Here is a 13,818-nt window from a genome sequence, read left to right on the forward strand (position 1 = left end):
CCCGGGGCCACACTCCCCGGGCCCCGGGGACGAGAGAGATCAGCCGCTCACGCCACGGCCGAGCTCCCACAGCTGAAGGGTCGAGGAGGAGTTGAGCGCGTACGCGGTCCCCGTGACGTCGCCGCGGGCGGCGACGTACTGCTTGCCCTGCCACAGGGGCAGGATCGGGACGTCGTCGGCGACGATGTCCTGGATCTCGGTCAGGTTGGAGGAGGCCGCGAGGCGGTCGGCCACCCGGCGGGAGGCCGGGATCAGCGTGTTGATGATCTTGCTGTTGCGGTAGGGCAACTTGAGGAAGTTGTCCGTGTCGAGGAAGGGCGCGAGGTAGTTGTCGGCGTCCGGGAAGTCCGGGAACCAGCCCATGCCCCAGACGTCGTACTTGCCCTTGCGCTCGGCCGGGACGAAGGTGGTCCAGGGGGAGCCCTGGATGTCGACGTTGAACAGCCCGCTGTCGTTGAGCTGCTTCTGAAGGACCTCGAACTCCTTCTTGGTGCCCGAGCCGTAGTGGTCGGTCGTGTAGTGCAGCGTCAGCTTGACCGGGGTGGTGATGTTGGCGGCGGTCAGCAGCGCCTTGGCCTTGGCGGTGCTGGGGTCGCCGTACTTGTTGAAGAACGAGTTGGAGTGGCCGGTGATGCTTGCCGGGACCAGCGAGTACAGCGGCTCGGCCTGGGTGCCGTAGACCTTGGCGACGATCTCACCGCGGTTGATCAGCTGGGCCATCGCCTGGCGGACGGCCTTGTTCTTCACGGTGGGCGCGTCGGTGTTGAAGGCGAGGTAGCGGATCTCCAGACCCGACATCTCGACCAGGTCCTCGTTGGTGTCCGTGCCGGCGGACAGCTTCTGGATCTGCTCCGGCGCCATGGTGCGGGTCATGACGTCGATGTCGCCCTTGTCGAGGGCCTTGCCCATCGCATCGGCGTCCGCGTAGGAGATCATGTCGACCTTGGAGTTGTTCACCTTCAGCGTCCCCTTGTAGTTGGGGTTCTTGGTGAACGTGGCCTTGACGATCTCGTTGTTCTTGACGTCGGCGGACAGGGTGTACGGGCCGGATCCGTCGACGCCGAAGCCGTCGCGCAGCTTGTTCTTCTGGTAGTCGGCGGGGTTGATGATGCCCGCGACCGGGGTCGACAGCTTGTACGGGAAGGTGGCGTCCGCGGTCTTCAGGTGGAAGATGACCTGGTTGTCGCCCTGCGTCTCGACGGTGTCGATGGTGTTCAGCAGGGCGGAGACCCCGGAGTCGGCCTTGAGGGCGCGGGCGCGGTCGATGGAGTACTTCACATCGGCCGCGGTGATCTTGTCGCCGTTGGAGAACTTCAGGCCGTCGCGCAGCGTGCAGGCGTAGCGCTCGTTGCCCGAGTCGGTGAAGCCGCAGCTCTGCGCGGCCTCGGGGACGGGGTCGCCCTCGCCCTTCGGCTGGATCATCAGGGTCTGCACGGTCTGGCGCAGGATGTTCCAGGTGCCGACGTCGTACGCGTACGCCGGATCGAGCGGCGCGGGTGCGTCCTTCGTGGCGGTGAACCGGTCCGTGGTGCCGACGGCGATCGCGTCCCCGCCGCTGCCGCTGCTGTCGGAACTGCCACAGGCGGCGAGCACGGGCGCGAGCAGGCCGACCACGGCCGGCAGCACCAAAATCTTGCGGTTCATGCTCGTGTTTCTCCAGAGCTGTTCAGGTCCGTGTATCCGGCATGCAGGGGTGTCGCGGCGGATCACGGGGGTAGAGGCGATGGTTCTCGCGACGAGATTAGTCCGCACCAGCACGGCGGTTCGCAGTCACCGGAGTTGAGGCCCCATCACGCAGCGAAACCGGTTGCGGACAGACCGAAAACCCGACCGGGGAAGGATTCGTGCAGCGTTCCATCAATCAGGACACAAGGGCACGTCCTCGCACCCCGAAACGGGGCGAAGAGCACAGCCCGCACGACCTGTCGAGGCCCGGATGAGTGGGGAACCTCACATTCCCAATGGCAGGGATCGGCAACGGAATTGGATCATCCATCGCACTTCGAATTCTTTCGTTCACCAGCCCTGGGAATTCATGTCCTATCAGCTCTGCACGCTGGGTGAACGCTCAGCGCATTTCCGTCATCAAGTGGCGATCAGCGGGTGATCAGAACGTGATCAGTCCGCGCAGAAATGCCAGGTCGACGTCTTCGAGGGAGGTGACGACCGTGCGCCGGGCGGCGGGGGTGATGGGAGCGACGGAGGGCACCACGACCACATGGCAGCCGGCGGCCTCGGCGGAGGCGACACCGGTCGCGGTGTCCTCGACGACCGCGCATCTGGCCGGGTCCACGCCGAGTCCGGCGGCCGCGGTCAGATACGGGTCGGGGTGCGGCTTGGTGCGCGGCACCTCGTCACCGGCCACCGACAGGGCGAAGTGCTGGGGGCCCAGCGAGGTGAGCACGCGGTCGATGATGCGCCGGTGTGAGGCGGAGACCAGGGCGGTGGGGATCTCGTACTCGGAGAGTTCGGCGAGCAGTCTGGCGGCGCCCGGCATCAGTGGCAGGGCGCGGTCGATGCGGTCCTCGAAGCCCTCGTTGAGCAGCACCGTGAGCTCGGCGAGGGTGATGTCGGCGCCGGTGGCCTCGATCAGGAACCCCGCACTGCGGGTCATGGGACCGCCGACCACGACATGGCGCCAGGTGTCGTCCAGGGTGTGGCCGAGGCCGGCGAAGACCTCGACCTCGACGTCCCACCAGAAGCCCTCGGTGTCCACGAGGGTTCCGTCCATGTCGAGGAGTACGGCCTGCAGGGCTGAGCCTTCGGCCGTACGGGTTCCGAGCGCGGGGACCGTACTGGTCATCCGGGCGCACCTCCTTGAGGGGCGAGCAGGCCGGTTCCCGCGCGGGGAACCGGCCTGCAGTGGACCGACCAGTGTACGACTGTTGCGGCCGAAGCGCCTCGTTTATCCGGCGTGGTCCGGGGCACACCCTGTATACCGCCGGGGGCCGCCGTGACGTGCGCAGACGTGCCCTCGAGCGGGCCTTTTCGGCGGCCTTTGCGTCGGGCTCGTCAGCGGGCGTTGAAGTACTTCGCCTCGGGGTGGTGGATCACGATCGCGTCGGTGGACTGCTCCGGGTGGAGCTGGAACTCCTCGGAGAGGCGGACGCCGATGCGCTCCGGCTGGAGCAGGTCGGCGATCTTGGCGCGGTCCTCCAGGTCGGGGCAGGCGCCGTAGCCGAGGGAGAAGCGGGCGCCCCGGTACTTCAGGGCGAACATGTCCTCCATCTGGCTCGGGTCCTCGCCCGCGAAGCCCAGCTCCGAACGCACCCGCGCGTGCCAGTACTCGGCGAGCGCCTCCGCCAACTGGACGGACAGGCCGTGCAGTTCGAGGTAGTCGCGGTAGGCGTTGGCCTCGAACATGCGGGCCGTCTCCTCACCGATCCGCGAGCCGACGGTGACGACCTGCAGGCCGACGACGTCGGTCTCCCCCGCCTCTTCCGGGCGGAAGAAGTCGGCCAGGCACAGCCGGCGGCCGCGGCGCTGGCGCGGGAAGGTGAAGCGGGTGCGCTCGTTGCCCTGCTCGTCCAGGATGATCAGGTCGTCGTCCTTGGAGACGCACGGGAAGTAGCCGTAGACCACGGCCGCCTCCAGCAGGTTGTCGGTCTGCAGCCGGTCCAGCAGACCACGCAGCCGCGGCCGGCCGTCGGTCTCGACGAGCTCCTCGTACGTCGGTCCCTCACCGGTACGGGCCTGCTTGAGGCCCCACTGGCCCTTGAACAGGGCGCCCTCGTCCAGCCAGGACGCGTACTCCTTGAGCTGGATGCCCTTGATGACGCGGGTGCCCCAGAACGGCGGGGTGGGGACGGGGTTGTCGGTGGCGACGTCGGAGCGGACGTGCCCCTCCTCCGGGCGCTCCTCCACCTCGACCGTCGAAGTCGCCCGCACCCGGCGCTGCTTCAGCTCCGGCAGCTTGGCGCCGGGCACACCGCGCTTGACGCCGATCAGGGCGTCCATCAGGCGCAGGCCCTCGAACGCGTCGCGGGCGTAGCGGACCTCGCCCTCGTAGATCTCGTGCAGGTCCTGCTCGACATACGCCCTGGTCAGGGCGGCGCCGCCGAGGATGACGGGGAATTCCGCCGCGAGGCCGCGCTGGTTGAGCTCCTCCAGGTTCTCCTTCATGATCACCGTGGACTTGACCAGGAGCCCGGACATCCCGATGACGTCGGCCTTGTGCTCGGCGGCGGCCTCCAGGATCGCGGAGACCGGCTGCTTGATGCCGAGGTTGACCACGTTGTAGCCGTTGTTGGACAGGATGATGTCGACGAGGTTCTTGCCGATGTCGTGTACGTCCCCGCGCACGGTGGCCAGCACGATGGTGCCCTTGCCTGCCTCGTCGCCCTCGACCTTCTCCATGTGCGGTTCGAGGTGGGCGACGGCCGTCTTCATGACCTCGGCGGACTGCAGCACGAACGGCAGCTGCATCTGGCCGGAGCCGAACAGCTCGCCGACGACCTTCATGCCGTCCAGGAGCGTCTCGTTGACGATGTCGAGGGCCTTGCGGGTCTGCAGGGCCTCGTCGAGGTCGGCCTCCAGGCCGTTCTTCTCGCCGTCGATGATGCGCCGCTTGAGCCGCTCCTCCAGCGGCAGGGCGGCCAGCTCCTCGGCCTTGCCCGCCTTCAGGGACTTCGCCGTGGCGCCCTCGAACAGCGCCATCAGCTTCTGCAGCGGGTCGTAGCCCTCGCTGCGGCGGTCGTGGATCAGGTCGAGGGCCGTCTGGACCTCTTCCTCGCTGAACCGGGCGATCGGCAGGATCTTCGAGGCGTGCACGATCGCCGAGTCCAGGCCTGCCTTGACGCACTCGTCCAGGAAGACGGAGTTGAGCAGGATGCGGGCGGCCGGGTTGAGGCCGAAGGAGATGTTCGACAGGCCCAGCGTGGTCTGCACGTCCGGGTGGCGGCGCTTGAGCTCGCGGATCGCCTCGATGGTGGCGATGCCGTCCTTGCGGGACTCCTCCTGACCCGTACAGATGGTGAAGGTCAGGGTGTCGATGAGGATGTCCGACTCGTGGATGCCCCAGTTGCCGGTCAGGTCGTCGATGAGCCGTTCGGCGATCTCGACCTTCTTCTCGGGGGTACGGGCCTGGCCCTCCTCGTCGATGGTCAGCGCGATCAGCGCGGCGCCGTGCTCCTGCGCGAGCTTGGTGACCTTCGCGAAACGGGACTCGGGGCCGTCGCCGTCCTCGTAGTTGACGGAGTTGATGACCGCGCGCCCGCCGAGCTTCTCCAGCCCGGCCCGGATGACCGGGACTTCGGTGGAGTCCAGCACGATCGGCAGGGTGGAGGCGGTGGCGAAGCGGCCGGCCAGCTCCTCCATGTCCGCCACGCCGTCGCGGCCGACGTAGTCCACGCACAGGTCCAGCATGTGGGCGCCCTCGCGGATCTGGTCGCGGGCCATCTCCACACAGTCGTCCCAGCGGCCGGCCAGCATGGCCTCGCGGAACTTCTTCGAGCCGTTGGCGTTGGTGCGCTCGCCGATCGCCAGGTACGAGGTGTCCTGGCGGAACGGCACGCTCTGGTAGAGGGAGGCGGCACCCGGCTCGGGCTGCGGGTTGCGCTCACCCGGGGCGAGGTCACGGACCCGCTCGACGACCTGGCGCAGGTGCTCGGGGGTGGTGCCGCAGCAGCCGCCGATGAGGGACAGGCCGTACTCGCGGACGAAGGTCTCCTGCGCGTCGGCGAGTTCCGGCGCCGTGAGCGGGTAGTGGGCGCCGTCCTTGCCGAGGACCGGGAGGCCCGCGTTCGGCATGCAGGACAGCTGGATGCGCGAGTGGCGGGCCAGGTAGCGCAGATGCTCGCTCATCTCGGCGGGGCCGGTCGCGCAGTTCAGGCCGATCATGTCGATCCCGAGGGGCTCCAGCGCGGTGAGCGCGGCGCCGATCTCCGAGCCGAGCAGCATGGTGCCGGTCGTCTCCACCGTCACCGACACGATCAGCGGGACCTGGTACCCGGCGGTCTCCATGGCCCGGCGGGCGGCCAGGACGGAGGCCTTGGTCTGCAGCAGGTCCTGGGTGGTCTCGACGAGCAGCGCGTCCGCACCGCCGGCGAGCAGGCCCTCGGCGTTCTGCTGGTAGACGTCGCGGATGGCCTTGAAGGTGGTGTGGCCGAGGGTGGGCAGCTTCGTGCCGGGCCCCATCGAGCCCAGCACCCAGCGCTGCCGGCCGTCGCGGGCGGCGAACTCGTCCGCCGTCTCGCGGGCGATGCGGGCGCCGGCCTCGGACAGCTCGGCGACGCGCTCGGGGATGTCGTACTCGCCGAGAGCGGTGAGGTTCGCGCCGAAGGTGTTGGTCTCCACGCAGTCGACACCCGCGTCGAAGTACGCGGAGTGCACCGAGCGGACGATGTCGGGCCGGGTCACGTTGAGGACCTCGTTGCAGCCCTCCAGCTGCTGGAAGTCGTCCAGCGTGGGGTCCTGCGCCTGCAGCATGGTGCCCATCGCTCCGTCGGCGACCACCACACGGGTGGCGAGCGCCTCACGGAGCGCGGACACACGGGTCCGGCTGTCGGCGGAAGGGGTCAGTGGCGACGAGGCCATGAAGGGGCTCCCTTAGGGTGCGACGGCTGTCGGCTTTGCGCGGTCCGTGGAACTCTCCGCGGTGGGCGCACCCCGCCAGAGTAACCGGGTCGGCCGGGGATGGTCAGGGGCGTCCACGGGACGGACGAGGATGACGGGCAGGTCACTCCCGGGACACCAGTGACACAACAGAACCCGACGGATACGGACCGACCATTAGCGGGAGGTCGACATCGACCGGTAGTGTTCGACATTGCCGAACAGCGGCAGCGACGTCGCTACGTCGACGGTCGAAGGGGACGGAGGCAGTACGGCGATGGCACGGAACATCCAGTCGCTCGAACGGGCGGCCGCGATGCTGCGGCTGCTCGCGGGCGGCGAGCGACGGCTCGGCCTCTCGGACATCGCCTCGTCACTGGGCCTCGCCAAGGGCACCGCCCACGGGATTCTGCGCACCCTCCAGCAGGAGGGTTTCGTCGAGCAGGACGACGCCTCCGGGCGTTATCAGCTGGGCGCCGAACTGCTGCGCCTGGGCACCACCTATCTCGACGTGCACGAGCTGCGGGCGCGCGCCCTGGTGTGGACGGACGACCTGGCCCGGTCCAGCGGGGAGAGCGTGTATCTCGGTGTCCTGCACCAGCAGGGCGTACTGATCGTGCACCACGTCTTCCGGCCCGACGACAGCCGTCAAGTGCTGGAGATAGGGGCCATGCAGCCCCTGCACTCCACGGCCCTCGGCAAGGTCCTTTCGGCGTACGACCCGGTCGCGCACAGCGAGGCCTTGGAGGCCGACCGCAAGCCCTTCACCGACCGGACCGTGTGCGAGCAGGAGGATTTCGAGCACATCCTCGACATCTCGCGGGCGCGTGGCTACGCGGCCGACGTCGAGGAGACCTGGGAGGGCGTCGCGTCGGTGGCCGCGCCCATCCACGACCGGCGGCGGATGCCGGTGGGCGCGGTGGGCATCACCGGCGCCGTGGAGCGGATGTGCCGAGCCGACGAGAGGGACGCGCTGCGCCCGGAGCTGATCGCCGCGGTGCGGGACTGCGCCCGTGCGGTGTCGCGGGACCTGGGCGCCGGGCGGTTCTGAGAGGCACAGCGGGACGCGGGAGAAGGCCGGGAGCCCGGGTGGCGTCCCGGCCTCCGTCATGCCTGGGCGCGGCCAGGCGAACCGCCCGGTCGGTACGCGCCGTGCTTGTTACCCGTCCGTACGCAGTCGCAGGCAATCTGACCTGCAAGATCGACTGTTCACGGGCGATCGATAACGATCGGATTTTCGGCCACAGAGCCCTTGACGCACACCTGACGCCGGAGCAAGACTCCCGTCCATCGGTCGGCATTGTCGAACACCTACCGGCAATACGCGCTAGAGTGTGACAACGCCAAGGGCCGGTATTCGCTCTCACCCCCGAGGGCAGCTCGAACTCCCGGAGGGACCCGGGGTTCGGTCCCCTGGACGAAGGACAAAGGAGTCGCGGGTGTCCAGCTCCGACATCTTCATCGGCGAGACCATCGGTACCGCCATACTCATCCTGCTCGGCGGCGGCGTCTGCGCCGCCGTGACGCTGAAGGCCTCCAAGGCCCGTAACGCCGGCTGGCTGGCCATCACCTTCGGGTGGGGCTTCGCGGTACTCACGGCGGTCTACACCTCGGCGCCGCTCTCCGGTGCCCATCTCAACCCGGCCGTGACGCTCGCACTCGCGCTCAAGAAGAACGGCATCGCCTGGAGCGACGTCCCGGTGTACTGGGGCGGGCAGCTGCTCGGCGCCGCGATCGGTGCGGCCCTGGTCTGGGTCGCCTACTACGGTCAGTTCCACGCGCACCTCACCGACAAGGAGATCGTCGGCGGTCCGGGTGCGCAGGCCACGGCGGCCAAGGCCGTCGAGGCCCAGGAGAAGGGCGCCGGCCCGGTCCTGGGCATCTTCTCCACCGGCCCCGAGGTCCGGGTCGCCTGGCAGAACGTCGCCACGGAGGTCATCGGCACCATCGTGCTGGTGCTCGCCGTCCTCACTCAGGGCCTCAACGACAGCGGCAAGGGCCTCGGTGTCCTGGGTGCCCTGATCACCTCGCTCGTCGTCGTCTCCATCGGTCTGTCCCTCGGCGGTCCGACCGGCTACGCGATCAACCCGGCCCGTGACCTCGGTCCGCGCATCGTGCACGCCCTCCTGCCCCTGCCCAACAAGGGCGGCTCCGACTGGGGCTACGCCTGGGTCCCCGTCGTCGGTCCCCTGATCGGCGCCGCGATCGCTGCAGGCATCTACAACGTCGCCTTTGCTTAAGAGCACCAGCCTTCACCGCACTTAAACAGCACCGCGCCGTACAGACAGCCCCTATCCAAGGAACTTCAGGAGCACACCGTGACCGACGCGCACACCGCCGGCCCCTTCATCGCCGCGATCGACCAGGGCACCACCTCTTCCCGCTGCATCGTCTTCGACCGCGACGGACGTATCGTCTCCGTCGACCAGAAGGAGCACGAGCAGATCTTCCCGAAGCCGGGCTGGGTCGAGCACAACGCCAACGAGATCTGGACCAACGTCCAGGAAGTCGTCGCCGGAGCCATTCAGAAGGCCGGCATCACCCGCGACGACATCAAGGCCATCGGCATCACCAACCAGCGCGAGACCACGCTGCTCTGGGACAAGAACACCGGTGAGCCCGTCCACAACGCCATCGTCTGGCAGGACACCCGCACCGACGCCCTGTGCAAGGAACTCGGGCGCAACGTCGGCCAGGACCGCTTCCGCCGCGAGACCGGCCTCCCGCTGGCCTCGTACTTCGCCGGCCCGAAGGCCCGCTGGCTGCTCGACAACGTCGAGGGCCTGCGTGAGCGCGCCGAGGCGGGCGACATCCTCTTCGGCACCATGGACACCTGGGTCATCTGGAACCTGACCGGTGGTGTCGACGGCGGCAAGCACTACACCGACGTCACCAACGCCTCCCGCACCATGCTGATGAACCTGCACACGCTGGAGTGGGACGAGAAGATCGCCGAGTCCATCGGCGTCCCGCTGGCGATGCTGCCGGAGATCCGCTCCTCCGCCGAGGTCTACGGCGAGATCAAGGGCGGCAAGCTCGGCGACCTGCTCGGCGGCATCCCGGTCGCCTCCGCGCTCGGCGACCAGCAGGCGGCCCTGTTCGGCCAGACCTGTTTCGCGGAGGGCGAGGCCAAGTCGACGTACGGCACCGGCACCTTCATGCTGCTGAACACCGGCGAGAAGATCATCAACTCGTACAGCGGCCTGCTCACCACCGTCGGCTACCGCATCGGTGACGAGAAGCCGGTCTACGCCCTCGAGGGCTCCATCGCCGTCACCGGTTCGCTGGTGCAGTGGATGCGCGACCAGATGGGCCTGATCTCCACCGCCGCCGAGATCGAGACGCTCGCGCTCTCGGTGGAGGACAACGGCGGCGCCTACTTCGTGCCGGCCTTCTCCGGCCTGTTCGCCCCGCACTGGCGCTCCGACGCCCGCGGTGTGATCGCCGGCCTGACCCGGTACGTCACCAAGGCGCACCTCGCGCGCGCCGTCCTGGAGGCCACGGCCTGGCAGACCCGTGAGATCACGGACGCCATGACCAAGGACTCCGGCGTCGAGCTCGCGGCCCTCAAGGTCGACGGCGGTATGACCTCCAACAACCTGCTGATGCAGACCCTCTCGGACTTCCTGGACGCACCGGTGGTGCGCCCGATGGTCGCCGAGACGACCTGCCTCGGTGCCGCCTACGCCGCCGGTCTCGCCGTCGGCTTCTGGACCAGCACCGACGACCTGCGTGCCAACTGGCGCCGGGCCGCCGAGTGGACCCCCCGCATGGACGCGGACACCCGCGACCGTGAGTACAAGACCTGGCTCAAGGCCGTCGAGCGGACCATGGGCTGGATCGAGGACGAAGAGAGCTGACGAGGGCTCCGCAAAGGCCCTCGCACGCTCTGATGAGGAGTAAGAACCCGAAATGACCAGTCAGTCCACCCTGCAGTCCGTGCCTGCCCTGGGTACGCGCCCGGCCTCCGGCTCCAACCCGAGCCGCGCCGAGACCCGGGAGCAGCTCGCCAAGGCGTCGTACGACCTCCTCGTGATCGGCGGCGGCATCCTGGGCATCTCCACCGCCTGGCACGCCGCGCAGTCCGGCCTCAGGGTGGCGCTGGTCGACGCCGGCGACTTCGCCGGCGCCACCTCTTCCGCCTCCTCCAAGCTGCTCCACGGCGGTCTGCGCTATCTGCAGACCGGCGCGGTGAAGCTGGTGGCGGAGAACCACTTCGAGCGCCGTGCGGTGTCTCGCCAGGTGGCCCCCCACCTGGCGAACCCGCTCACGTTCTACCTCCCCGTGTACAAGGGCGGGCCGCACGGCGCTGCGAAGCTCGGGGCGGGCGTCTTCGCCTACTCCGCGCTCTCCGCGTTCGGTGACGGCGTCGGCCACCTCCTGTCCCCCGCGAAGGCGGCGCAGGACGTGCCCGAGCTGCGCACCGAGAACCTCAAGGCCGTCGCCGTCTACGGCGACGACCAGATGAACGACGCGCGCATGGCGCTGATGACGGTCCGCGCGGCCGTCGAGGCGGGCGCGGTCGTCCTCAACCACGCCGAGGTGACCGGACTCCGGTTCACCAAGGGCCGGGTGACGGGCGCGGACCTCAAGGACCGTACGACGGGTGACGAGTTCGGCGTCAACGCCCGTCTGGTGCTGAACGCGACCGGCCCCTGGGTCGACCACCTGCGCCGTATGGAGGACCCGAATGCCGCGCCGTCGATCCGGCTGTCGAAGGGCGCGCATCTGGTCCTGAAGCGGACCTCCCCGTGGAAGGCCGCGCTCGCCACCCCCATCGACAAGTACCGCATCACCTTCGCCCTCCCCTGGGAGGACATGCTGCTTCTCGGCACCACCGACGAGGAGTTCGAGGGCGACCCGGCGGATGTCTCGGTCACCGAGAAGGACATATCCCAGATCCTGGACGAGGCCGCGTTCTCGGTCCGTGACCAGCAGCTCAGCCGTGACCTGATCACGTACTCCTTCGCGGGTCTGCGGGTGCTGCCGGGCGGCCCCGGCGACACGGCGAAGGCCAAGCGTGAGACCGTCGTGACGGAAGGCCGGGGCGGCATGCTGTCCGTCGCGGGCGGCAAGTGGACCACCTTCCGGCACATCGGCCGTACGGTGATGCAGAAGCTGGAGGCGCTGCCCGGCGCGCCCCTGGGTGACGACTTCGAGCCCATCTCCTCGCTGCCGAAGAAGCTGCCGCTGCCGGGTGTCGCCAACCCGCGTGCGGTCGCGCACCGGCTGCTGGTGGACAACCCGGCGCCCGGTCCGCGGATGGCCGCCGACACCGCCAAGCACCTGGCCACGCACTACGGTTCGCTGTCCTTCGACATCGCCCGCCTGGCCAACGAGAACCCGGAGCTGGGCGAGCGTGTCCACCCCGACGCTCCGGAGATCTGGGCGCAGGTGGTGTACGCCCGGGACAACGAGTGGGCCGAGACGGCGGACGACGTGCTGCGCCGCCGTACGACGCTGACGATCCGGGGCCTGGCCACGGACGAGGTCCGCGCCAAGGTCCAGGACCTGCTCGACAAGAAGTGACCTCGCGTCGGCCCCTTCCCTGACCAGGGCCGGCACGATCGGGGCCCGGTCCCTCTCCCCTAGGGGACCGGATCCGCGAGAAGGGCGACTCCGCGCCGACGGAGCCGCCCTTTTCGCGTGCGCCCGTCGTTGTCAGTGGCGGGTGTTTTCATGGGCGCATGAACATCGATGAGGCCGGTGCCGAGGATCTCGCCGCGCTCCGTGCGGCGTTCGGCGTGGACGACGGCGGGGAGTCGGCGCTCGGCTGGGACGCGGTGCGCGCCTTCGAGGCGGAGCACGGGGTGGTGCTGCCGGAGCCGTACCGGACATTCGTGGCGGAGGTGTCCGACGGGTCGTTCCAGGGGCCGCCGGAGTACGGGCTTCTGGGGCTGGCCGACCTGCCCGACGACTGGGCGAACGACGGGTCCGGCCGGAGGCCGGGTGAGCCGTTCCCGCTCACCGCGGCGTGGCTCTGGGAGGAGGACGACGGGCCGCATGAGGACCCCGAGGCCGCCATCGAGCGTGTCCTCGACCACGGGTCGGTCGTGCTGGGTACCGACGGGTGCGCGATGAACTGGCACCTCGTCGTCAGCGGCCCTCAGCGCGGGCACATATGGCACATCACCGATGTGGGCGCGATGCCGTTCGGCTCGGAGTTCGGCTTCACGACCTCCGAGCCCGGCTTTGCCGGCTGGGTGAAGCACTGGGCGGCCGGCAAGGAGTGGTTCGACGCCCCGCCGGCCCAGTGAGGTGACCAGTTCGTCCGGGGACCGTGCGGCAGGCGGCCCTGATCCGCAGGCGGGCGGCGACGCCACGGCGGTCGGCGCCGAGCAGGCCGTACGCATGGCGCGACGCTCGGCGGACGTACGGGACACCGTCGTGGACGGGCGGGTGCTGATGCGGGACGGTGGCCTGGACGCCCTCGACGAGGGCGCCGTCCTCGCCGACCTGGAGATTCTCGCCCTGAGCTGAGCATTCGGCCCCCCGTTCAGCCCACTGAACCCCCATAATGAGCTGATACATCGGATGTCTGAACGACAGGTCTGAACTACAGGGAGGCCGCCCATGGCAGTCACCGACGAGGCGATCGAGAAGATCAAGGGAATGATCGTCTCCGGCGCGCTGCGCCCCGGCGACCGGCTGCCCAAGGAGAGCGAACTGGCCGCCGAGCTGGGACTGTCCCGCAACTCCCTGCGGGAGGCCGTGCGGGCCCTGTCGCTGATCCGGATCCTGGACGTGCGGCAGGGCGACGGCACCTATGTGACCAGCCTCGATCCGCAGTTGCTGCTGGAGGCGCTGAGCTTCGTCGTCGACTTCCACCGCGACGACACGGTGCTGGAGTTCCTGGCGGTGCGCCGCATCCTGGAGCCGGCCGCCACGGCGATGGCCGCGTCCAGGATCAGCGAGCAGCAACTGGACGCACTGTCGGCCCAGTTGGAGAAGCTCGGGGACACCCCGTCGGTGGAGGAGCTGGTCGCCTGTGACCTCGACTTCCACCGGGGAATCGTGCAGAGTTCCGGCAACTCGGTGCTCTGCTCACTGCTGGACGGTCTGTCGGGGCCGACCACCAGGGCCCGCATCTGGCGCGGCCTGACCCAGGAGGACGCGGTCAGCCGCACCCTGCACGAGCACCGGGCGATCCTGGCCGCCCTGCGCGACCGGGACGCGGAGGCGGCGCGGTCCTGGGCGACGGTGCACATCGCGAGCGTGGAGCAGTGGCTTCGCTCGACGCTCTGAGCGGCTTCCCGCACGGGGGCC

At 69.1% G+C, this 13,818-nt stretch carries 9 protein-coding genes and 1 pseudogene; 7 read left to right on the forward strand and 3 right to left on the reverse strand.

What is annotated here, in order from left to right:
- Positions 1-39: 39 nt before the first annotated feature.
- From ACWCRD_RS23890 to metH, 3 genes are all read right to left on the reverse strand, one after another.
- Positions 40-1,644 (reverse strand): ABC transporter substrate-binding protein, encoded by a 1,605-nt coding sequence (locus tag ACWCRD_RS23890; RefSeq protein ID WP_450967805.1) that lies wholly within the window; start codon positions 1,642-1,644, stop codon positions 40-42.
- Positions 1,645-2,107: 463 nt separating this feature from the next.
- Entirely contained in the window at positions 2,108-2,803 is a 696-nt protein-coding gene (locus ACWCRD_RS23895) for an HAD family hydrolase (RefSeq protein WP_450967806.1), read from the reverse strand.
- 209 nt (positions 2,804-3,012) lie between these two features.
- A complete protein-coding gene (metH, locus tag ACWCRD_RS23900; RefSeq protein ID WP_450967807.1) occupies positions 3,013-6,534 on the reverse strand; it encodes a methionine synthase in 3,522 nt (1,173 codons plus the stop codon).
- 295 nt (positions 6,535-6,829) lie between these two features.
- Here metH and ACWCRD_RS23905 point away from each other — a divergent pair, with 295 nt between their 5' ends.
- The 7 genes and pseudogenes from ACWCRD_RS23905 to ACWCRD_RS23935 all read left to right on the forward strand — a co-directional run bounded on the left by ACWCRD_RS23905 (position 6,830) and on the right by ACWCRD_RS23935 (position 13,797).
- The gene (locus ACWCRD_RS23905) at positions 6,830-7,603 is read left to right on the forward strand and encodes an IclR family transcriptional regulator (RefSeq protein ID WP_450967808.1); all 774 of its coding nucleotides are present in this window, start codon (positions 6,830-6,832) and stop codon (positions 7,601-7,603) included.
- A gap of 388 nt (positions 7,604-7,991) precedes the next feature.
- Complete coding sequence (locus ACWCRD_RS23910) at positions 7,992-8,792, forward strand: MIP/aquaporin family protein (RefSeq protein WP_344404329.1); 801 nt, start codon at positions 7,992-7,994, stop codon at positions 8,790-8,792.
- 78 nt (positions 8,793-8,870) lie between these two features.
- Positions 8,871-10,412: a glycerol kinase GlpK gene (gene glpK, locus ACWCRD_RS23915; protein ID WP_450967809.1), complete on the forward strand. Its 1,542-nt coding sequence runs from the start codon at positions 8,871-8,873 to the stop codon at positions 10,410-10,412.
- Positions 10,413-10,464: 52 nt separating this feature from the next.
- Entirely contained in the window at positions 10,465-12,081 is a 1,617-nt protein-coding gene (locus ACWCRD_RS23920) for a glycerol-3-phosphate dehydrogenase/oxidase (RefSeq protein WP_344404327.1), read from the forward strand.
- A gap of 158 nt (positions 12,082-12,239) precedes the next feature.
- Positions 12,240-12,809 carry an SMI1/KNR4 family protein gene (locus tag ACWCRD_RS23925; RefSeq protein ID WP_450967810.1) on the forward strand — a complete coding sequence of 190 codons (570 nt, stop codon included), beginning with the start codon at positions 12,240-12,242 and terminating at the stop codon, positions 12,807-12,809.
- Between the two features lie 17 nt (positions 12,810-12,826).
- Positions 12,827-13,032, forward strand: a pseudogene (locus ACWCRD_RS23930) (amidohydrolase); the annotation flags it as partial.
- 93 nt (positions 13,033-13,125) lie between these two features.
- Positions 13,126-13,797, forward strand: a complete 672-nt coding sequence (locus ACWCRD_RS23935) for a FadR/GntR family transcriptional regulator (protein ID WP_344404324.1) — start codon at positions 13,126-13,128, stop codon at positions 13,795-13,797.
- Positions 13,798-13,818: the final 21 nt, after the last annotated feature.

This window comes from Streptomyces sp. NPDC002092 (assembly GCF_053593775.1).

Excerpts from the sequence above, each read along its gene's own strand:
- ACWCRD_RS23890 (WP_450967805.1), bottom strand. The coding sequence starts at position 1,644 with ATGAACCGCAAGATTTTGGTGCTGCCGGCCGTGGTCGGCCTGCTCGCG.
- ACWCRD_RS23895 (WP_450967806.1), bottom strand. The coding sequence starts at position 2,803 with ATGACCAGTACGGTCCCCGCGCTCGGAACCCGTACGGCCGAAGGCTCA.
- metH (WP_450967807.1), bottom strand. The coding sequence starts at position 6,534 with ATGGCCTCGTCGCCACTGACCCCTTCCGCCGACAGCCGGACCCGTGTG.
- ACWCRD_RS23905 (WP_450967808.1), top strand. The coding sequence starts at position 6,830 with ATGGCACGGAACATCCAGTCGCTCGAACGGGCGGCCGCGATGCTGCGG.
- ACWCRD_RS23920 (WP_344404327.1), top strand. The coding sequence starts at position 10,465 with ATGACCAGTCAGTCCACCCTGCAGTCCGTGCCTGCCCTGGGTACGCGC.
- ACWCRD_RS23925 (WP_450967810.1), top strand. The coding sequence starts at position 12,240 with ATGAACATCGATGAGGCCGGTGCCGAGGATCTCGCCGCGCTCCGTGCG.
- ACWCRD_RS23935 (WP_344404324.1), top strand. The coding sequence starts at position 13,126 with ATGGCAGTCACCGACGAGGCGATCGAGAAGATCAAGGGAATGATCGTC.